Origin of the sequence: Trichocoleus sp. DQ-U1 (assembly GCF_039961925.1) — a bacterium.
Lineage (GTDB): Bacteria > Cyanobacteriota > Cyanobacteriia > Cyanobacteriales > FACHB-T130 > FACHB-T130.
Genome location: NZ_JAMPKB010000024.1, coordinates 20,538 through 41,829 on the forward strand (window position 1 = coordinate 20,538; position 21,292 = coordinate 41,829).

20 protein-coding genes and 1 tRNA gene are annotated in these 21,292 nt (G+C 48.4%); 6 read left to right on the forward strand and 15 right to left on the reverse strand.

Annotated elements, in window-relative coordinates:
* Window positions 1-2: 2 nt before the first annotated feature.
* The 5 genes from NDI34_RS12265 to NDI34_RS12285 form a co-directional block, all read right to left on the reverse strand.
* Complete coding sequence (locus NDI34_RS12265; RefSeq protein ID WP_348232786.1) at window positions 3-203, reverse strand: hypothetical protein; 201 nt, start codon at window positions 201-203, stop codon at window positions 3-5.
* Between the two features lie 22 nt (window positions 204-225).
* Window positions 226-309: transfer RNA gene (locus NDI34_RS12270), tRNA-Leu, on the reverse strand.
* The gene (locus tag NDI34_RS12275; RefSeq protein ID WP_190410957.1) at window positions 288-1,163 is read right to left on the reverse strand and encodes a M48 family metallopeptidase; all 876 of its coding nucleotides are present in this window, start codon (window positions 1,161-1,163) and stop codon (window positions 288-290) included. The genes NDI34_RS12270 and NDI34_RS12275 overlap by 22 nt, the downstream gene beginning before the upstream one ends.
* Window positions 1,164-1,526: 363 nt before the next feature.
* Window positions 1,527-1,946, reverse strand: a complete 420-nt coding sequence (locus tag NDI34_RS12280) for a hypothetical protein (RefSeq protein WP_190410958.1) — start codon at window positions 1,944-1,946, stop codon at window positions 1,527-1,529.
* 204 nt (window positions 1,947-2,150) lie between these two features.
* On the reverse strand, window positions 2,151-2,507 hold the full coding sequence (locus NDI34_RS12285) for an iron-sulfur cluster assembly accessory protein (protein WP_190410960.1): 357 nt from the start codon (window positions 2,505-2,507) through the stop codon (window positions 2,151-2,153).
* A gap of 298 nt (window positions 2,508-2,805) precedes the next feature.
* On the opposite strand from NDI34_RS12285, the gene NDI34_RS12290 reads away from it, so the two are divergent.
* The 3 genes from NDI34_RS12290 (at window position 2,806) to NDI34_RS12300 (ending at window position 6,561) form a co-directional block, all read left to right on the forward strand.
* Window positions 2,806-4,458 carry a hypothetical protein gene (locus NDI34_RS12290; protein WP_190410961.1) on the forward strand — a complete coding sequence of 551 codons (1,653 nt, stop codon included), beginning with the start codon at window positions 2,806-2,808 and terminating at the stop codon, window positions 4,456-4,458.
* 137 nt (window positions 4,459-4,595) lie between these two features.
* A complete protein-coding gene (gene zds, locus NDI34_RS12295; protein ID WP_190410962.1) occupies window positions 4,596-6,065 on the forward strand; it encodes a 9,9'-di-cis-zeta-carotene desaturase in 1,470 nt (489 codons plus the stop codon).
* Window positions 6,066-6,114: 49 nt separating this feature from the next.
* Complete coding sequence (locus NDI34_RS12300; RefSeq protein WP_348232787.1) at window positions 6,115-6,561, forward strand: SRPBCC family protein; 447 nt, start codon at window positions 6,115-6,117, stop codon at window positions 6,559-6,561.
* On the opposite strand, the gene NDI34_RS12305 is transcribed toward NDI34_RS12300, so the two are convergent.
* The 5 genes from NDI34_RS12305 to NDI34_RS12325 form a co-directional block, all read right to left on the reverse strand.
* Window positions 6,558-7,937 (reverse strand): hypothetical protein, encoded by a 1,380-nt coding sequence (locus NDI34_RS12305; protein ID WP_348232788.1) that lies wholly within the window; start codon window positions 7,935-7,937, stop codon window positions 6,558-6,560. The genes NDI34_RS12300 and NDI34_RS12305 overlap by 4 nt on opposite strands.
* A 118-nt stretch (window positions 7,938-8,055) precedes the next feature.
* Entirely contained in the window at window positions 8,056-9,708 is a 1,653-nt protein-coding gene (locus NDI34_RS12310; protein ID WP_348232789.1) for a site-2 protease family protein, read from the reverse strand.
* Window positions 9,709-9,735: 27 nt separating this feature from the next.
* On the reverse strand, window positions 9,736-9,975 hold the full coding sequence (locus NDI34_RS12315; protein ID WP_190410965.1) for a 2Fe-2S iron-sulfur cluster-binding protein: 240 nt from the start codon (window positions 9,973-9,975) through the stop codon (window positions 9,736-9,738).
* Between the two features lie 73 nt (window positions 9,976-10,048).
* Window positions 10,049-11,554 carry a cobyric acid synthase CobQ gene (cobQ, locus tag NDI34_RS12320; protein ID WP_348232790.1) on the reverse strand — a complete coding sequence of 502 codons (1,506 nt, stop codon included), beginning with the start codon at window positions 11,552-11,554 and terminating at the stop codon, window positions 10,049-10,051.
* A 119-nt stretch (window positions 11,555-11,673) separates the two neighbouring features.
* Entirely contained in the window at window positions 11,674-12,081 is a 408-nt protein-coding gene (locus tag NDI34_RS12325) for an Npun_F0494 family protein (protein ID WP_348232791.1), read from the reverse strand.
* Window positions 12,082-12,329: 248 nt separating this feature from the next.
* On the opposite strand from NDI34_RS12325, the gene NDI34_RS12330 reads away from it, so the two are divergent.
* A complete protein-coding gene (locus NDI34_RS12330) occupies window positions 12,330-12,770 on the forward strand; it encodes a peroxiredoxin (RefSeq protein WP_348232792.1) in 441 nt (146 codons plus the stop codon).
* 95 nt (window positions 12,771-12,865) lie between these two features.
* Here the strand turns inward: NDI34_RS12330 and NDI34_RS12335 are convergent, their stop codons facing one another.
* From NDI34_RS12335 to NDI34_RS12355, 5 genes are all read right to left on the reverse strand, one after another.
* On the reverse strand, window positions 12,866-13,255 hold the full coding sequence (locus tag NDI34_RS12335) for a hypothetical protein (protein ID WP_348232793.1): 390 nt from the start codon (window positions 13,253-13,255) through the stop codon (window positions 12,866-12,868).
* Between the two features lie 135 nt (window positions 13,256-13,390).
* Window positions 13,391-14,287: an ABC transporter permease gene (locus NDI34_RS12340; protein ID WP_348232794.1), complete on the reverse strand. Its 897-nt coding sequence runs from the start codon at window positions 14,285-14,287 to the stop codon at window positions 13,391-13,393.
* 50 nt (window positions 14,288-14,337) lie between these two features.
* Window positions 14,338-15,357 (reverse strand): ATP-binding cassette domain-containing protein, encoded by a 1,020-nt coding sequence (locus NDI34_RS12345; protein WP_190683998.1) that lies wholly within the window; start codon window positions 15,355-15,357, stop codon window positions 14,338-14,340.
* Window positions 15,358-15,627: 270 nt separating this feature from the next.
* Window positions 15,628-16,614, reverse strand: coding sequence for a heme o synthase (locus NDI34_RS12350; RefSeq protein ID WP_348232795.1), 987 nt, complete (start codon window positions 16,612-16,614; stop codon window positions 15,628-15,630).
* Window positions 16,615-16,726: 112 nt separating this feature from the next.
* The gene (locus NDI34_RS12355; RefSeq protein WP_348232796.1) at window positions 16,727-17,653 is read right to left on the reverse strand and encodes a heme A synthase; all 927 of its coding nucleotides are present in this window, start codon (window positions 17,651-17,653) and stop codon (window positions 16,727-16,729) included.
* Between the two features lie 609 nt (window positions 17,654-18,262).
* Between NDI34_RS12355 and NDI34_RS12360 the strand changes: the two genes are divergently transcribed.
* On the forward strand, window positions 18,263-19,354 hold the full coding sequence (locus NDI34_RS12360) for a cytochrome c oxidase subunit II (RefSeq protein ID WP_190430223.1): 1,092 nt from the start codon (window positions 18,263-18,265) through the stop codon (window positions 19,352-19,354).
* A gap of 131 nt (window positions 19,355-19,485) precedes the next feature.
* Complete coding sequence (gene ctaD, locus NDI34_RS12365; protein ID WP_190410977.1) at window positions 19,486-21,249, forward strand: cytochrome c oxidase subunit I; 1,764 nt, start codon at window positions 19,486-19,488, stop codon at window positions 21,247-21,249.
* Window positions 21,250-21,292: the final 43 nt, after the last annotated feature.

The following is a 21,292-nucleotide window of genomic DNA, read 5'->3' on the forward strand; positions in this document are numbered from 1 at the left end:
AATTATGCATAAAAAAAGAGAGGGAAGTTAATCTTCCCTCTCCTCGAATCTTGACTATTTTCAGATGCGCCCTGGTCTTTTAGCTTCTTCCGCAACATCTTCTGTTGCTTTCTAATCTGTCTCGCCCTAGCGGAGCCACCTTTCCCTTTGTCGTTTCGTCCCTCTCGGCGGGGAGATTCCCACCGCTTGAGTCGTTGAGTCATGGTCGTTCTCTTGTGTAAAGAGTGGGCAGGGAGAGAATCGAACTCTCACGATCTCACGATCGTCAGATTTTGAGTCTGATGCGTCTACCAATTTCGCCACCCGCCCTTGGGTTTAGCTTCACTATTATAGCCTATCGAATGCTGTTGTAGCAAGGCTTGATATTCTTGACTGCTAGCCCAACGGTCAATTTCCCGCGCCCGCAGGACGGGTACTGGGTGGCTGAGTTGGGCTGTCTGCGCTTGTTTGAGCATTTCACCCAGCTGATTTTTACTGATATCGTCGTAAGCTCTGGCTTGATCTAAAAAGGCTTCCAGATTCAGCTGCGGCGCAAGAATGGGTGAACCTCCAGCCAGTTTCATTAAGACGGAACTGACGACTTTAGAGTCTTGAGTGGCGAGAAGTGCAGCGCGATCGCAAGTAAATTCTGCACATCGCAGCCACTGTAGCATCTGTCCCCTCAAAGTTTCAGCGATCGCTGCACCCCAAGTCGGAATTAATCCTGCTGCTAACACCATAATATTGACGGGTGTTAGGTACACTCCATGCTCGCATTTTAGGTGTCCCAGTTCGTGGGCGATGACTGCCTGAATCTCTTCGGGTGTCAGCAAATCGATTAATGAGGTGTGCAACACAATAAATGGCTGCTTTCCTCGCATGGCAAAGGTGTAGGCGTTTGGCGTGGGTGAGGAACGGACATACAGTTGGGGGGGTTCCAAATCCAATATCTGGCACGCTTCTAACAGCAGTTTATGCAGATGAGGCAGCTGTTGTTCGCCTACGAGGACGCCCGCCGCTATATTTTCCAAATAAAAAAACTGTTCTGCGAGGGGACCAAGCAGATTTCTGACCAGGATATCCATTCCCGGTAGTTGTTTTAAGGCGTTAGTCGCTTCTAAATCTAAGGGATGGCGAAATTTATCTGCCGAGAGACCGATTAAGGGTGTCCTTGAAGGCAACATGGAGGAAATCTCAAAAAAAAGAACTAAAACAAAAGAATTGATTGATGCGGTGCTAATCTCAGGGCGATCGTGAGATTAGATATCCCAAATTAGTATAGCGAGGGCGCTTTGTTTTTGTTTCTAAGCGGCGCATCTAACTATGTTTTATTAATGCGATTTACAAAACATTGTACCTATTTTATCTTCCTCTTCGTCCACAAATGGTATACTTTTATAATGGAATAGTTTTGCTTTTTTCTAACGGCTAATATTCCATTATTTAAAACATATTATTCAGATTTAATTAAATAATTATATCCTGAAAAGCCCTAACTTCTTCAATATTTTACTTTCAAAGTTAGGGATTCTGAGGACAATTTCAAATTAGGTAAACAACCAGTTTTTTACCCGATTTAAACCCTTCCAGTCGGGTTTTCTCGCTAATCCATCCTCAATACTTTCTTGGATATCGGGGCGTAATTCTGGATTAATCGCCAGAGATCGCTGAGCCTCTTCAATGTGTTGCCGGACGCCGGTTTTCCCTTCTTCAAGCATCGCCAGAACTAGGTTAATGTGAGCCTGGGGATCTTGGGGATTTAACTTAACAGCTTTTTGAGCGGCTTTGTAGGCCAGAGTGGCTTGATCGTCTAATAGATACAGCCAGGATAGACAAATCCAGGCAGCAGTAAGTTTGGGGGCGCGATCGCAAATATCCTTGAAAACAGGAAGCAAAGTATCCGGGCCTTCTCCCGCTTTATAGCGTTCTAGGCCATTGTCAAAAAGGTCGTTAATTGGCTCGGTCATTTCTGAAAGATGAAAGATGTTAGCGATCGCGTAGCGGATGGCGGGCTAGATAGCGACGCTCTCTTCGCCGGATGCGTTATTTTACGGGGCCATGGGGGGTTGAATCCACCCTTATCTGGAAAGCAGGCGGGATACCTGCTTTCCAATCAGAAGTTTTTACAAACTGTAAGCCAAGCTTGAACTTAGACACCAAATGCAAATGACTTAGACTCCAAATGACTTACCGCAGCCACAGCTTTGAGCAGCATTGGGGTTTGTAAATTGGAAACCACCGCCAATCATGGCATCGCTATAGTCCAGCATCAGACCATAGAGGTATAGCATACTCTTGGGATCGCAGACAATTTTGAAGCCATCGTAGTCGTAGACTTCATCATTGTCCCGAATTTGACTAGGCTCTTCAAAATCCATCATGTACGACATTCCAGAGCAGCCACCTTGGCGGACGCCAACTCGCAGGCACAGATCCTTGCCTTGTTTCTCCCGCAGAGAGAGAACGTGTTTGAGGGCAGATTCGCTTAACTGGATGCCGCGTTTTTGCGATTGAGTAGCTTGTGTCATGGCGCTCTCGACTCCTAATTTGGTGTTTTATCTAGACGACTTGAGGAAGCCAGTCCACTAGGTCAATTTTATCGAAGATTCTTAACTTAACCGCAGACCGGCGAAGCGAAAAGCTTTTTATTATTTATGTTAACGATTAGGCGTTGGGGTTAGATAGAGCGATCGCGCAAGGATTGTATTGTGGTGCTTTCATCACTGCCAAGCATTAGTTTAGAGGAGGACGGCAGAGAGGCGATTAGTATTTAAAATGAGGATCTACAAAGCGCACGGTGTGTTGTTCCCCCAGTTGGCATAGTCTATGTCTGTTCTCACTCGCTCCACGTCTCGTCGGCTGCAAACTTTACAACAAATTCCTAGCGTCTGGGAAGGCGATCGCCGTCGATTATCTGCTGGGATGGCGCAAAGCTTAGAGTCGGATACTCAGACAGACAGCGAATGCATTGTTTGGGTGGATGGCGTCGAAGGAATGGTTCGAGCGATGGATGTCGTAACTTCCGAGACTGGGCCGGAAGCCGTTGTTCGCGCCCTGCTGCGAGCAATGGAACATCCCCACAGCCCTGCCAAGCCATCCCGTCCTCAGAAAATTGTAGTCCGACACAGAGAACTTCAGTTCTACCTGCGGGGTGTTCTTCAGGATCTAGACATTGCTGTTGATTATGTACCAGAACTGCCCCTGATTGACGAACTATTTCGCGGGTTCCAAGAAATCACCAGCACTCGCCCCCCCAAACTACCGCCTGAATATGCCGAGTTGCTGGTGCAAAAAGCTTATGAGATTTGGGACGATGCACCTTGGGAACTGCTTGCCGATCACCAGATTATCTCAATTGAGCTAAATCAGTGGGATGTGGAGACGCTGTACGCCTCGGTGATGGGAATGCTGGGCATGGAGTACGGCATTTTGTTGTATCGCTCTCTGGACTCTCTGAAACGGTTTCGCTCGTCGGTTTTGGCAAAAGAGTCTTTTGAGGAGCTAGAAGAAGCATTTTTAGGGCAAGATTGCTTGTTTGTCACCTTCGAGCAGGCTGAAGATTCCTTAGACGAAGATGAAGAGGACGAAGGCATTGATTTAGCTGACTTGCCGCTTTCAGAAATTCAACCCAATTTCGGAAATGTGCATCCGTTAGAGGGGATGCGACCCTTTTTATATGAGGAAGAAGCGATCGCAGTTTACGTGGCACTCGAAGCCCTCCATCGCTTTTTCCGAGCATCCAATCGGCAGCTAGCAGCAGAGAAATTCCCTACCTTGAGCAAACGCTACCGCATCGCCGCGCCGCTAGAGGCGGATCTGCAAAAATCGATTCCCGTTAAGGTGGCAACGGTTCCCGATGTGGCGACGGAACTGTTTGACATGGCAGAGGTGGCAGGGTTGGCAGAGGAGGAAGACAGCGATCTCGAAGAGATGATGCTGCCCCTGCGGGATGACTTAGTGCCCAAAGATTCTTTCCTCAGCTTGGGGATGATGACTTGGGAGAAAGTAGAGTTGCTGCGTAAAACCGTTGATTGCTATCAAGCGAAGGAAGCGATCGCGGCGGGAGAGGGAATGCCAGTGGTTTTGATTCAAACTTCCCGTCCCAAGGCAAAGGAATTGATTGAGCAAATCCAAAGCGCGGGAGGGTTAAAGGGAATTTGCTTTAATCCGGGAGAAGATCCTTTTGAAGGCGATCGCTATGACTTGGGAATTCTCCAAACAGAAAATGGCAATATGTACCTGTTTGGTGAATTTCAAGAAGACGATCCGATTCATAGCGAAGCTCGTCGCAAATGGGATCAGCGTTGTAAGAAAACCAAAGGCTACTGCGGCTTGATTGTGGCTAGGGGGCTAAAAGGCGCATCTAGGGGAAATCCTCAGCTAGGCGACATGATGGCTTTATTTGAAGCGCGATCGCTCTCTAGTAAAGATTTAGGATTGGGGATGCTCCAGCTGATGCCTCAGTTTGAGTTCGAGTAAAGCGGCAAAGGGCTAGAGGAGATGGGGACGCCGTGAGCGATCGCCAATCCCCAATTCCTTAATCCAGGCGATGAAAATCGGTAATCTTCTGCTGTCACCTGTTAAACTTTGTAAAGAAATTGAGAAGGACAGATGGCATGCGGGTTGCAATCGTCGGGGCAGGATTGGCTGGAATGGCAGCGGCAGTCGATTTAGTCGATGCCGGTTGCGAAGTCGAAATCTTTGAGTCTCGTCCGTTTGTGGGGGGTAAGGTCGGCAGTTGGGTGGATGCCGACGGCAATCACGTTGAGATGGGATTGCACGTCTTTTTTGGGAACTACTACCAGCTATTTGAATTGATGAAGAAGGTGGGGGCAGGTGACAATTTGCGCCTGAAAGAACATATCCACACCTTTATCAATCAAGGAGGCGTCACAGGTGCCTTGGATTTTCGCTTCATCACGGGTGCGCCTTTCAACGGATTAAAAGCATTTTTTACAACATCGCAGCTGTCATTGCAGGATAAAGTACAGAATGCGATCGCCCTTGGCAGCAGTACCATCGTGCGCGGCTTGGTAGACTTCGAGGGTTCGATGAAAACAATTCGCGCTCTCGATAAAATTAGCTTTGCCGATTGGTTTCGCAGTCACGGTGGCAGTAATGGTAGCATCAAGCGGATGTGGAACCCAATTGCATATGCACTTGGATTCATTGATTGCGAAAATATTTCTGCTCGTTGTATGCTGACCATCTTTCAGATGTTTGCTGCTAGAACCGAGGCATCGGTGCTGCGAATGCTGGAAGGTTCTCCCTCCGAGTATCTGCACAAGCCGATTATTGAATACATAGAAGCCCGAGGCGCGAAAATTCACACTCGTCGCCGGGTAAGAGAAATTCAATATACTGGCGAAGGCAATGAGACGCGAGTAACTGGCTTACTGATTGCTAAAGGCGAAACTGAAGAAACCATCACCGCCGATGCTTATGTCTGCGCCTGCGACGTGCCCGGAATTCAGCGCGTTTTGCCGCAAGCGTGGCGTCAATGGTCGGAATTTGACAATATTTATAAGCTGGATACAGTGCCCGTCGCGACAGTGCAGCTGCGGTTTGATGGCTGGGTGACTGAGTTGCACGATGCCGAAGAAAGACACCAAGTGCATCATGCTGCCGGAATTGATAATCTGCTTTATACAGCGGATGCCGACTTTTCCTGCTTTGCAGATTTAGCTTTAACGAGTCCCTCTGATTATTACCGAGAGGGACAAGGTTCGCTGTTGCAGTTGGTGCTGACGCCGGGAGATCCGTTTATCAAGGAAAGTAACGAAGCGATCGCTCAACACGTCCTCAAGCAAGTACACGAGCTATTCCCTTCCTCCCGCGATTTGAACATGACTTGGTACAGTGTGGTGAAGCTGGCTCAGTCTCTCTACCGCGAAGCCCCTGGCATGGACCCCTATCGTCCTCCTCAGAAGACGCCAATCGCCAATTTCTTCCTTGCGGGTAGCTATACTCAGCAAGATTACATCGATAGTATGGAGGGGGCAACGCTGTCTGGGCGTCAGGCAGCAAAGGCGATTTTAGAAAATGTACAGGAAATAAAGGGTAAGAGCCAGTTGTCGGCAGTTTAGGGGAATAAACCGAAAAAACGCTGCATAGTGCGAAGGAAAAAAGAAGTAAATGGCTGAGTGGCTAGAGCATAGCGTGCAGGTAGAGGTGCCGGTTCCCATTGACGAGGTGTGGAACCTCTGGTCCGATCTGGAGCAAATGCCTCGGTGGATGAAGTGGATTGACTCGGTTACAGTTCTGGATAATGACCCAAACTTGTCACGCTGGAAACTGGCTACAGGTGGCTTAGAATTTACCTGGCTTGCTCGTATCGTGAAAAAAGCGCCCAACCAGATTATCCAATGGGAATCGGTTGATGGATTGCCGAATCGGGGTGCGATTCGCTTTTATGACCGACACGGCAGTAGCATTGTTAAACTAACGGTGGCTTACGGCATTCCCGGTTGGCTGGGCAGATTAATGGATAATCTTTTTCTAGGGCGTGTTGTCGAATCCACTATCCAAGCCGATTTGGATCGGTTTCGAGAATACGCGATTAACTCTCAAGCTAAATCTTAGTTGGGTAGCTCAAGTAGCTTGATAGGGTTCCAGAAATTACCATAATCTGCGATAGTTACATTTTGCCATTCTTTTTGCTCAACAGACCCCCGAAACTGGATGCAACCGTATTGGTACCGATAAGTCACTTCATTTTCTAAGTTGTAATTATCCCAGGTACTTGGAACTACCTTGCCTCGAACCGATTCCGGGAAAATTTTATTTATCCATCTCCAAGCTGTCTGATTATTCATCAGTTTATTATCGTCTTTTGGATAAATAATTGCTGCAAAAGGTGTTTTTGAGTCCGAGGAAAAATTCAGAAATATATCAATATCTGCTAGTTCAGAAATGAGCTTGACAAAATTCATCTCTTCGCCTTTCGGATGCAAGCGATGGTAATAATATGCCAAATGCCAAGAGGCTAGGCGTACTGTTTCCGGATCGTTGGTATTTCCTAAGTCTATTAAAATAGATTCAAGCGCTTCGATTTTGCCTTGCCACTCTGTCGCAGCTGCTACAGCAATGTCAAATCTACCTATTTTTATTAGGTGTTGAATGTGGGATGGATTGTGGCAAAGAAATTGGTGAGCCTGAAAATCAATACTTACACCGAAATGTTTTAGTTTTAAGTTTGGCGCTGAAGATTTCCGATTTTCTAAAATATCCAATATCCATTGGCAAACATCAATCTGCGTTTCATAGGATTGCTGAATATTTTGAAAATCGAAACTGATAGGCCAGAAAAACGGTCCAGCAATGCCAGGACGTTCTATTTCTTTGTCTTTAATTAATTGCATAATTTCATTAATTGGCGGCATATCTGGATCGCCATCCTTATAAAATTCACCGATTTTCTGTGCAGCAGAAGCTCGAACTGAAGGGTGAGGATGATCCAGAGCAGCGAGTAAATTTAATTGAGCTTCTTTCCAAATACAACCATAAAAATCAAAGCGGATTTGGCAAGTTAGAATTGTTTCTGCACTTAGGGATTCACACTGTTTATTCTCTGCCAAATCGTTTAGCCATTGGAGAATTAATTCGTGATAATTGTCATATCTGGGAAGGCGCTGAGCGTTGTAACAAAAATCTTCAACTAATCCGGGTGTTTGATTTTCTTGGTAAGCGATCGCGCTTAAAATCGGTGCGATGCGTTGCGCGATCGCTTCCGGTACAAAGTTATCTTGGCGGTATTTCTGGGAACTTTCTGACCAAATAGCCGCAACAATTTTCTCAACCGCTAATTCTCTAATCTTCTCGTTCTGATGACCAAGAAATTCAGTAAATCTTGCGAAAATTCTGTTCCATTCCTCAAGGGTAAATTTAAATAGATCATACTGAGGAAAATTTCTAAGTTCCTCTTCAATACTTTCAACGTTGAGTTGTTCTTGATTCATTACACCCTCTTACTGTTGATCTTTATATGATTTTTCGATGAGAACCGATACGCTCCCGCCTAACCCGTCTTAAAAAGGGAGATATCTAAGAGCTGAATCTCACTTTGCGGATAAATAGCTAACGAACTGGTACAAAGCTGATACCTACAAGTATCAAACCACCAAACAAACACACCAGATAAACGCCTAACAACAATAGTCTGGTTCCCCAACTGGAATGGGATTCTCGACAGCGTTGGGCAATATCTTTGACCATTCTGTACTTCTGAGCAAACGGTAGGGAACCGTAACCTAACTTTTTGAGCGTCTGGAAAATAGCCATCAGTACGCTATCAGAATCGTCAGTTGATTGGGGCAGTTCTCGCCGCAGTATCTTGAGAATCTTGGCACTACGGAAGCTAGCAGGGATGCTAAATGCAATCAAAAATCCGAGGAAAAGGAAAATCCCAGTCCCCGGACTCATGCCGATAAAAACTAGCAACCCAACTGCGAAAAGTTTGAACAAAACATCGGTATAGGGATGACGAGAAAATATTAATAAATCTAGGATGCGTCCTCCATCTAAGGGCAAGATAGGAAGTAGATTGAAGTAGTTAATAATGACCAGAAAGCTGATTACCTCTTGCAACCCTAAGGAACGCTGGAGAGAATCGGGAATTGCCAGCGCGATCGCAACTCCTAAGATTATTCCCGGAACCGGCCCCGCCAGCAAAACTAGAAATTTTTCCCGAATCGTAGCATTTTCTTTGCGTCCGGAAGCCGCAGCACCAAATAAGGGCAAGAAGAAAATCGACGTATCTTTATAGCCGCATCCTCTCATTGTCAAAAAGTGTCCTAGTTCGTGCAAAAACAGGACGCCGACGAGAATCAGCAGTGTCTGCAAGTCAAAAAATGGCGTGAACGAGATAGCAAACACGACCAAACTGCCAAGCAACAACCACGACTTTATCCCCTTTCTGGCACGTCCCCGTTCGATTCGTTCCATGCGGCGGAATCCCTCCACTTCCACCGCCGAAGGAATCTCCACATACCGATAGGGTTCTGTTTTTGCCTTTTGCGTCCACTTTTTGACCAGAGTTGTATACTTGCCGCTATCCCGCCCCAGCTTAATCGCTGTTTTCATCGCAGCACTGAGATTGAGTTCTAGCAGTTCCGTTCCTTTAATCGGTGACAGCTGCCCTGATTTCACCAAGCTGTCTATGTAGGTGACATGATGCGATCGCAATGTCTCAATAAATGTCTTTGATGACATAGCGAGGGGCATTTTTGTAAGTGCCAAATGCTCAAGCTTGTCTTGATGGACTTGCCACTGTTCCTGGGTTTCCACCGCGTAAGGATCTTGGAGAATGGTATTGGGTATTTTCCCAATCACGCCGTAAGCTTGTCCATTCATCGTGTGTAACAGAACACCATCCTCAAAAAACGTAAGAAACTCGATCGTAAACAGCCTCACCGATTCCGGTAGGCTACGAATGTTTACATTTGCAAATGTTTTAAATGCCTCGTTGTATAGCACCATCCCCCAGCTTTTCGAGGCATCCAGGTAAATGTCATTAAAGCTGAAATAGGAATGGAACTGAAACCCTAGCTTTTCAAGTTCTGGTAACGGAATCTCAAATAAATCTTTGATATAAGCAGGGATTTCCTCGCCGCTCCGAATTTCGTAATCGATGTACTGTAGAGTCAAGCCTAAAAGTCGCTGAAAAAAAATCAAGTAGCGGCACGCTACTAGCAACCCATAGACTGCTAATCCGTAAAGCAAATATTCCATTAACGGCCCAACCCTGTGTATAGTTTGCTACCAGGCGGGGTCAACGTAGAGATTGATTGTTAATTGTTCGCACCCTGCCGGTACTGCTGTGATACAAGCACAGATGGTATGTCCGTCCGCTACCTCCACTTCGCAGGCGTGACACGAACCCATCAGGCACCCGGTGGGAATGAACACCCCAGCCCGTTCTGCTACCTGTAATAACGCTTCTCCTACCTCAGCGTCAACCGCAATCTCGTCAGGTAAAAAAAGTACACTTACGCTCATCAGTAGTTGGTAATGGATAATGGGTATTTGGTAATGGGTAATGGGTGAAAAGCAATGACCCATTACCCATGCCTTAAGACAAAATAGGGTTTAAATCTAGGTGAGCTTCCACCGTATCTGCCAGCGAATCCAGAATGGTTTCTCGGTGTTCGCGGTAGTTGGCAACGCCTGTGGGGAGAGATGGAAGCCCCCGTTGCTGCCGTAGGTGATTTAACCAGGCTCTTCGCCAAGGGCCATTATCAAAAAGACCGTGGAGATAAGTGCCCACAACGGATTGAGTAGCATCGACAATCCCTAAACTCGGATCGTCAAATAGGGTTTTGTAGGAGTATTGCTTGGGTGCGTGTCCGGATGGCCCCATTCCTTCCTCTGAATCCAACAGCCGCGTGCGCCCTTGATGGATTTCATAACCGGCGACGGGTAAACCAGTTTGAGGATAGTTAGAAGTTACGAGTCGTTGGCGGGCAATTTTTTGGGCGGTAATTACGGTTTTTACGGGTAACAATTCCAGACCTTTGTAACGTCCGGTTTCACCTTCAATTCCTTCAGGATCGGCTAAAAATTTGCCTAGCATCTGGAAACCGCCGCAGATTCCCAGAATAGTACCGCCTGCTGCCGCGTAATTTTGAATTGCCTGCGCCATGCCGGTTTTTTGCAGCAGCATCAAGTCAGCGATGGTGGTTTTGGAACCTGGAATAATCACGGCATCCGGATGTCCCAAGGGTTCTCTGGGGCTAATGTATTTCACCGTAACGCTGGATTCTGCTTCTAGGGGGTCAAAATCGGTGAAGTTAGAAATCCGGGGAAGGCGGATGATGGCAATAGTGAGATCGCTGTGAGATTTGGTCGTGCGACGCTCAAACAAATCTAGGGAATCTTCGGCGGGCAAAGCTTGATCGATCCAGGGAATGACACCTGCAACGGGAATGCCGGTGCGTTCTTCTAGCCAGGTGATGCCGGAGTCTAAGAGCGATCGCTGTCCTCGGAATTTATTAATGACAATCCCCTTAATCAACGCCCGTTCTTCCTTCTCCAGCAACTCCAGAGTCCCCACCACATGGGCAAAAGCACCCCCCCGATCGATATCCACGACCAGCAAAGTTGAGGCATTTAAATGCTTCGCTACCCGCATATTCGCCATGTCGCGGTGCTTAAGGTTAATCTCTGCTGGGCTACCCGCTCCCTCACAGACCAATAAATCAAATTCTTCGGAAAGACGTTGCAGCGATTCTTCAATTGCCTGCCAACCGATATCAAAATACTGCTCGTAGTACTCCGCAGCCCCCACTTGCCCGACGGATCTGCCCTTGATAATTACCTGGGAAGTCATGTCCCCTTGGGGCTTAAGTAAAATTGGGTTCATCTCCACCCAAGGCGTTACTCCCGCCGCCCAAGCTTGCACTGCCTGGGCATAACCAATTTCTCCTCCAGTGGGCGTTACGTAAGCATTCAGCGCCATATTCTGCGCTTTAAAGGGAGCCACTCGCCAGCCGCGCCGAGATAGAATCCGGCAAAGTGCTGCGGTTAGTAGAGATTTTCCTGCGTGGGATGTGGTTCCCACGACCATAATCGCTTTCATTCTAATAGTTTGGGGTTATAGGGAAGAGCAGGCAAGCGGGCAAGCAGGAGAAAAGCACGAAGCAGGAGAAAGGCACAAAACAGAGGGGCAGCGAAAAATTCTTACTCAGTCCTCAGTCCTCAAAACAACCGGAACCAACGATTTAAGGCATTATAAAGGCGATCGCTAAGAGAGGGGGAAGGCCAGGAACCACCCTGAAGTTCCCATTTTTCAACTAATTGGCGTCCCAAGGGGGTGAGGCGAAAACTATCGGTGATTCCTTGACCATCCACCTCTCGCCGCAGAATGCCTACCTGAATCAGCCACAACAGCGAACTTTCTGCGCCTAGTTCCCTCACAGGATGGCGGGTGTAGGAGTGTTGGACGCCTGAAGCACCCGCGATCGCTTGCAGGGGAACGCTGGTTGAGCGCATCGCCGCAAACAAAGGGAGGAGGAAGGGCGAACAGCGCATCGCCCGTTCGGCACGGGACACACTGCTAGGGGAATATTGAATCGACTGGGAGTTTTTTGCCTCAACAGAATTCATCTCTATCTCTAATGCCAGGAAACAGCAGAGGATTAAAAATTGCTATCTAGTCAATATCGGTTATTCTTTCACCGACTTCTCGCGATCGCACCCACAAGCTTTATGGTTGTAGCTGTAGACGCTCTCCGGCGCGTCTCTTTAGGAGACTGACTGCCGTCATCCACCTTAGCTTAGCCCAAGCGGAATTTTAAAATATTGTAAAATTTGATTTTCACCAAACAATCATAACTGAGTAGGAAATAGAATTTATGGCTCTAGCAGTCGGTACAACGGCACCCGCTTTCACCGCCAAAGATACCAATGGGAACACTGTCTCGTTGTCTGATTTGGCGGGAAAAACCGTGATTTTGTATTTTTATCCCAAAGATGATACACCCGGCTGTACCAAACAAGCTTGTAGCTTTCGAGATGCCTATGCAGACTATCAAGGCAAAGATATTATCGTCTTGGGCGTTAGTAAGGATGATGAAGCATCTCACCAGAAATTCACCGAGAAGTTCAATTTGCCTTTTCCCCTACTGGCAGATGTCGATGGCAGCATTATCAAAGCTTATGACGTTGAAGGAAGTAGCGGTTATGCCCAGCGCGTAACTTACGTGATTGATGGCACTGGCAAGATCGTTCACGTTGATTCCAGCGTCAACACGGGTAGTCATGCTCAGGATATCTTAGCGGCACTGGCTTCTTGAGCCGACGACTTTAGTCGCTAGAAATAATCCGAGAAGCCCGATTTCCTTAAGGAAACCGGGCTTCTCCATCACAGGACTATTTGAATAGTAATTAGTTATGGCGTCGAAGAGGCGGGTGTTACTGAGTTTGCTGGAGTGACAGGTGCTACAGGTGCTGCCTGATTGGGAGTACCAAGAAGTTGTAGTTGTTGACGTCGGAACTGATCGGCGGCAGTATTCAGATTATTCTTCTGGTCAGTATTAAACTCGTCCATACTGCGAATGTTGCCCAAGGTGGCTCGATGCATCAAGTCAAAGACACCAGACGCACCGCCGTTATTCGTCCGAGAAAATGGGTCTGTATTTTGCTCTTGGAAAGTGTCTGCGGGACTGACCGCTCCTGGTTGCGACAGGGTTGATTGAGCCAGAGTCAATTGAGGCAGCAAGCAGGAGACGAATCCCATGCCAGCCAGGACACCGAGAACCAGTTTAGTTTTTTTATTCATGACAATTTGGGGCGAAACACGCTACGAAAGTTGTGAGTTTTGAGTTTTGAATAAAGACGAAAAAATTGATCTCTATGTTCAACTTTATAACTCAAAACTCACTCAAGACTCCGTACTCATCACTCAAGACGATTCTTAAGCAAACCGACGACGCAGCAGTGGCTGAATTGCTAATAATATTACTGCATCAAAACCGAGAAGCACCAATATCGCAGTGCCAAAAGTTACAGCACCCCCAGGCGCTTGCATGACGACACTACTGAGTGCCCAATCGCTGTGGAGATACAGATAACGAATTGGCTCAATCGCATAGCTTAGAGGATTAAGCGTTGCGACAACCTGCAACCAATTGGGCATGAAAGATAGTGGGGCGAGAGCTGTGCTGGCAAACAGTAAAGGCAGGTTGGTAACAAAAATTACAGCAATCAGCTCGACGTGACCGGGCAAAGCAAAAGCTAAACCCAAGCTCAAAGCGGTGACACCCAGAACCAGTAACAGAACAATCAATGCGATCGCGCCCAAGCCTAAAAGATTGGGTAAACCAGCTCCCAGAAAAGCGCTGGCTGCAACAATCACTGCCGCTTGGATTAAGCTCAACGTCACAATATAGATAGCTGAGGCAGCCACAATCGAAAATCGAGATGCCAGAGGAGCGACTAATAAGCGGTTGAGAAAGCCAAATTCCCGGTCAAACATTACTGGCAATCCAGCATTCAGTGCCCCGGCAAAGGCGGTAAAAACAATCACCCCGGCACCGAGAAATTGTCCGTAGCTCAAGTCATTACCAAAAATGCCTTGAGGAGCATTTTGAAACAGCGCCCCGAATAGAACCAGCCACATCAAAGGCTGGATAATTCCCGCCACGAGCGTCGAGGGACGCCGTTGCAATTGAATGAATAAGCGCTTCGTTAAAGCCAGAGTTTCTTGAATAAAGTCGCTAACGAGGCTGGATGCAGCACCGGCATTAGATTTACCCGCTGCCTCTGGCTGCAACCGGATATCAGGTTTAGGAGGAGTTATCGTACTGCTCATATCAATTTTGGATGTAGGATTTTGGTAGCTTGGTGGTGTAAAAGCTGTCTCTACCGCATATTCTGCTTTTTCTCTGCCTTCGGATCGCGGCTACCCGCTGCTGCAAGTTCTGCATCCATAAGGGTTCTACCCGTAGCCGCGAGGTAAACATCATCTAAGCTAGGTCTAGCTTGGGCAATGCCAAAAATCGGTAAATTAGCGGCTTGTAGAGATTGCTGTATCGTCATCAGCGCGTCGCTTTGGGGCGTTACGACTAAATTGAGGGAATTCCCCTGAGCGCTATTGATGATTGCTTCTTGGACAAAGGGCAGAGATTGCAGCATATTTTTCGCTTTCTCTGCTTCCTCAATAGGAGAAAATTCGCGGATACGCAGGGTGATGCGATCGCCTCCCACCCGATCCTTCAACTCAGAAGGCGTCCCAGAGGCAATTACCACCCCTCGGTCGATAATCGCCACTCGGTCGGCTAAAGCATCAATTTCTTCTAAATAGTGGCTGGTAATCAGCACCGTTGTCCCGGATGCTCGCAACTGGCGCAAGAAATCCCACACGACTACACGGCTTTCAATATCTAGCCCTACGGTTGGTTCATCCAGAACTAAGACATCTGGCTGATGCAGCAACCCAGCGGCTAAGTCGAGGCGCTTGCGTAAACCGCCAGAGTAGGTGCCAGTTTTTTTATCAGCGTATTCTTGCAATCCCAAGACGCTCAGCACCGCCTCAATTCTCTGTTTCGCCACAGCACCGGGGAGGTGATACAGCGCGGCTTGTAGTTGCAGGAGTTCCCGCCCCGTCAGCACCTTATCTAAGGCGACCTCCTGAGCTACATAGCCCAAGCGTTGCCGTGCCCCTCTGGGGTTATCTACAACGGAGATGCCAGAAACTTCAATTTTGCCAGCATCGGGTTTTGTCAGGGTACACAAGACCCGCAGAGTTGTCGTTTTCCCGGCACCATTCGGCCCCAATAGACCAAAAATTTCACCAGGTTCTACCTGAAAGGAAACATTTTTAACGGCTTCTACTGAGCCGTAGCGTTTCTGAAGCTTTTCGATTAAAACAGCGGGAGCCATAGATGTCCCAAATTAACAAATCTAAACACTCTTTGTTTCTATTGTATTTCAATCCCTCATCAGGATTTATACTCCCACCGTACTGAATTCATCCTTTGAAAGGCGAAAAGCCCGTACAGTGACATCTCAGGACAATATAGCGCCAGACAAGTATAGGTATCAGCGATCGCGCCCTTCCCATAGGTGAGATAGAGAAAGCGCGATCGCTTTCAATGCAAAAAACCCGCCAAGGCGGGTTTTTTTGTTTAGATGCGATTTCTAATCGCGGGATCATTGCAAAATTGCGATCGCGCTAATGAATGTCTGGACATGTTCGCCAACAAATGCGGTGAATTGATGCGTCACTGGTAAACTATCGACGACAATGCCGGTGCAGAGCAGCATCATGTAGAGGATAGAGTATTTAAAAAGCGAGCGCGCGACCTGTTTATCTCCAGGTGACTGCAATAATTGCCATGCTTTCTTAATAAAGATACTCCCCAAGAAAGAGGTAAAAATCCCATAAACAATACCAGACGCCCCCAAAGGATAAACCAGCAGCAACGTCATCGGCACCATAATCAGGGTGTACAGCCAGATTTGCCGAGTCGTGACCACTTCACCTTCAACCACTGGCAGCATCGGAATCCTGACTTTGGCGTAGTCATCTCGAATCATTAAAGCTAACGCCCAGAAATGGGGAGGCGTCCACACAAACACAATCGCAAAAAGCAGCCAAGCTGCCCAGCTTAAGGTGCCGGTAACAGATGCCCAACCGACTAGCGCCGGGATCGCTCCTGCGGCACCGCCAATCACGATGTTTTGCGTGGTGTGGCGTTTTAGCAAGTGGGTGTAGATGCCCATGTAGAAGACAACGCCTGACATTGCCAACAGGGCACTGAGCAGGTTGGCGAAGACGGTCAGCAAGGTGAAAGAGAGACAAGCCAGGACAATTGCAAAAATTAGCGCATCGCGGGACTGCACCCGACCGGAAGGAATCGGGCGGTGGCGGGTGCGCTCCATTGCATAATCGATATCGCGATCGTAGATGCAGTTGAGGGTTTGAGCAGATGCGGCAGCGAGAGTCCCACCCGCCATCGTCACCAATAACAACAGCGGATCTACCTGTCCATCTGATGCCATCCACATACTCGCCGCCGTTGTGATCAACAGCAGCGGGATAATTCGGGGCTTTGTCAGCTGGTAGTAACTCTGAATGACCTCTAGGAAGTTTTGGTGTCTGCGGGAGACATCGGTTCCAACTATCATTTCCTGCATTATTTATTTTTTCCTAAATTACTTAGCCTGCCGCAACGCGATCGCTCAAGGGTAAACGAGCGCAGGCTTTGTTTGTGGAGTCCCACCCGAAGGGGTGTAGATCGATGAAGAGCTATACGGAAGGGTTTGGAATGACACTGGCGCGATCGCGCAACGCCAAAACAGTAAAAGCAACAAGCGTTCCGAGTAAGGCGGCTCCGACTGCCTGGTGAGCGACGGTCAGTGGTTCTACTTGGAGGTGCAAGCGGAAGGTCGCCACACCGAGAATCACTTGTAACACCAGTAAACCACCACCCAGATTAGCCAGACGGCGCAGCATCGGGTGCAGTGCGGGTGTGCGCCATGCCAAAAGCACGACAGCGACGATCGCTAAAGTTGGGGGAACGACACCCGCAATGTGGCTATTCATCACCGTACACAACTCTTGCGCCCCAAAGCACTGATGGAGCGCCCAGCGAGAACCCACTAATCCACCCAGGAGGCTTTGTAGATAGACCAAAATTGCAGCCGTTAAACTCACCCACGGCAATTTTCCAACCGTGCCGGTGCCTTGATAAGGCAAGAGTGCCGCGCCGATTGTCAGGAGGGTGATAAAAAACAACAATGCTGTTCCCAGGTGAGCGGTGACAATGTCAAAACGCAGCAGTTGCGTAACCGTCAGTCCCCCCAAGACGCCCTGAAATACGACTAAAAAGAGTGCGAAGGTGGACGCCCAAGGTAGCCATTTGGGGAGCGATCGCTGATGCCACCAGGAAAGAACTGCTAGCGCGATCGCGCCTAAGCCGATCGCCGATGCATCCAACCTGTGAAACCACTCCAGAAACACCTGAAGATTCATCTGCGAAGAAGGCACCAGTTGACCGTAGCATAGAGGCCAATCCGGGCACGCCAGCCCAGCATTCATCACCCTCGTGGCACTCCCAATCGCCATCAAAATCAGCGTAGCTACGCCCAACCGAAACACCAAGCGACGGATCTTGTCCCTAGGGTGGGAATCCTCCGGAGTGCGAACATCCTGATGAAGGACGGATTCTGTCATAGCGTTCAAAAAGCTAATTTTTCACCAATCAAATCAGAGTATCCGCTCAATTCCAACCTAGCATCTGAATGGAGGAAGATGACCGGCTCTAGCTACCACTCTAATGACCCCGTTGCATCATCAGCCACCGCTTTAGGAATTTCTTCCAATTGCCGAGATTTTGCGGAAATTGAGGCGAATTACGGCAATGCAATCATCTTGGTAGCTAAAATTTTTAGATTTCTTCTAAATTAGGTATTTCATTGTAAAAAAGAATACTGGTATTCAAAGAGAAAACCGCTAGAATCCAGAAGCAATCTTCTAGCTCTAAATCCCGAATCCCTGACAGGGCGGGAGACGCCTCCCAGGATTCATCCTAGCGGAAATGGCTTTGTCTGCTGGTACCTTTCCTGAAAATGGCGGCGATCCCAAAAAAATTCCAAAAGATAACTCAGATTGGCTCACCTTTATGGGATCTCTGCCTTACCGTGGTTAATGAGGCTCTTACTGATTTCCTAAGATCGAACACAAAGGCAGCTTCACTTCGAGGCAGTCTAGATAGACCAAATCGGTCTGGGCATCAGCCCACACTGTTTTGTTTAGAATTGCACCAAATCCAAGACAAAGCCCGTGAAAATCCCAAGCTCGATATTAACTTTACTGGTTGGCATTGTGCTGACCCTTGTCAGCCTGTGGTACGGTCAAAACCACGGTCTTTTGCCGATAGCAGCCTCTGAAGAAGCAACCCTAATCGACAGGCTGTTTAACGCGATGATGACCATTTCCACAGGTCTGTTCCTGCTGGTTCAGGGAATAATTATCATTGCGGCAATTAGATTTCGGCAACGTCCTGGCGATGATACGGACGGGCCACCCGTGCATGGCAACGTTCCCTTAGAAATTTTGTGGACGGCGATTCCAGCGGTGATCGTCCTGGGAATCTCGATTTACAGTTTTGAGGTTTATGGTCAAATCGGCGGACTGAATCCGATGGATCATTCGGTTGCTCACGCTCCGAGTCATCAGCAGGTTGCCAAAATGCCTGGAGCGGCGATTGCAGCTACCTTAACAGAGGCTGAAAACGCCACGGACACTGAAAATCGCAATCAGCAGCTGCAAGATAAAGTCTTAGAAGACCCCGCTACGGCAAAAGTCCGCAAGGAGCTTCCTCAACTGCGGGATTCAGCCGATGTAGGCGTAACTTCCGGTCGCATTGGTCCCACACCTGACAAGCAAGGTCAAGATCCAGAATTTTATGTGAATGTTACGGGTCTACAGTTTGCTTGGCTTTTTAGCTACCCCGGAACCGATGTGACAGCGGGCGAATTGCATCTTCCGCTTGGACGGGAAGTGAAATTGAACATCTCGGCAAATGATGTTATACACGCTTTTTGGGTGCCTGAGTTTCGCCTCAAGCAGGATGCGGTTCCAGGACGCCAAACTGAGCTGCGGTTTACACCCAACAGACTCGGTGAGTATCCGCTCATTTGTGCGGAACTCTGTGGTGCTTATCATGGAGTCATGAAGACAACGGTCATTGTTCAGACCCCCGAAGATTTCCAGAATTGGCTTGCCGAGCAGCAAGAAGTTGCCAGTTCGGAGGCTCTCGATCGGGCGGTGGCAGTAAACCCCGCAGAACGCTCAGATGCTGAGTTTTTGGCTCCCTACGCCAGTGAAATGGGGATCGATGCCGAAACTCTACACCCTCTCCACCACCACTGAGTAAGAGAGTGATGAGTGATGAGTGTTGAGTTGTGAGTTAAAAAAGTTCTCGTAAAAATCTTTTATTTAATTCAAAACTCAAAATTCAAAACTCAAAACTCTTCTGACCCCCCTTAACTTCTGAATTTGAGATGACACAAGTAGAGCTTCAAGAAAAAGCAAATCTACCAGCCCACGGTGAACAACCGAAGGTAACGCATTGGCGAGAATACTTTAGCTTTAGTACCGACCACAAAGTGATTGGGATTCAATACCTGGTCACGACGTTTATCTTTTATTTGATTGGTGGAGTCCTGGCAACAGCCGTTCGCACGGAACTGGCAACCCCAGAGTCCGATTTTGTCGCCCCAGATGTTTACAACAGCTTATTTACGGTTCACGCGACGGTGATGATCTTCTTGTGGATCGTGCCTGCGGGAACCGGCGGCTTTGGGAATTACCTGGTGCCCTTGCTAATTGGGGCAAGGGATATGGCGTTTCCGAGACTGAATGCGATCGCCTTCTGGATCATCCCACCGGCCGGGTTGCTGCTGTTGAGCAGTTTCTTGGTCGGGGCACCCGGTGCGGGTTGGACTTCTTATCCCCCCTTGAGCGTTGTTAGTGGCAAACCCGGTGAAGCGATTTGGATTCTCAGCGTCCTGATCCTGGGGACCTCTTCGATCCTGGCAGCGATCAATTTTCTCGTCACCATCTGGAAGATGCGGACGCCAGGGATGGGGTGGAATCAAATGCCCTTGTTCTGCTGGGCAATGCTCGCCACTTCTGCATTGGCTCTTATCGCTACGCCTGTATTAGCAGGGGCACTGATTCTACTATCCTTTGACCTGCTGGTGGGTACGTCCTTCTTTAACCCGACCGGGGGGGGCGATCCCATCGTGTATCAACACCTATTCTGGTTTTACTCCCACCCGGCGGTTTACATCATGATCCTCCCCTTCTTCGGGATGATCTCTGAAATTTTGCCGGTTCACGCCCGCAAGCCGATTTTTGGTTATAAAGCGATCGCTTATTCCAGTCTGGCAATCAGCTTTTTGGGGCTAATCGTCTGGGCGCACCACATGTTTACCAGCGGCACCCCTGCCTGGTTGCGGATGTTTTTCATGATCACCACAATGGTGATTGCTGTCCCTACCGGGATCAAAGTATTTAGCTGGTTGGCAACCATTTGGGGCGGCAAACTGCGCCTGAACAGCGCCATGCTGTTCGCAATGGGCTTCATCTCCATGTTTGTCATCGGCGGCATCAGTGGCGTCATGGTGGCAGCTGTGCCCTTTGATATCCACGTTCACGACACCTACTTTGTCGTGGCTCACCTGCACTACGTCCTCTTTGGCGGCAGTGTTTTCGGCATTTATGCCGGATTCTATCACTGGTTCCCCAAGATGACGGGGCGGATGCTGAACGAAACTTGGGGCAAAGTTCACTTTGTCCTGATGTTGGTTGGCTTCAATATGGCATTCCTGCCGATGCACAAGCTAGGTCTAGAAGGGATGAACCGACGGATTGCTTCGTATGACCCGAAATTTACCACTCTCAACGTGATCTGCACGATTGGGGCATACATCCTCGCCGTCTCCACCATTCCTTTCATTGTTAATGCCTGCTGGAGTTGGATAGCGGGTCCCAAGGCACCTGATAACCCCTGGCAAGGACTGACCCTAGAGTGGATGACAACCTCGCCCCCGCCACCGGAAAACTTTGAAAAAGACCCAGTGTTAGCCACTGGGCCTTATGACTATGGGATGGGCGATCGCCGCACTCAAGTAGAGGTGCCCTTTGACGAGCCTCGAAATCCAGTCTTGGCTGCTGGCCCTGACTCGGCTCTCCGTGCCGATCCCGATCCCGCAGTGGCGGTGAATCCCGATGACCGCCAAGGAGAAAGTCACAATCGGTAATGGTAATCGGTAATCGGGAAACGATGACCTATTACCGATTCTC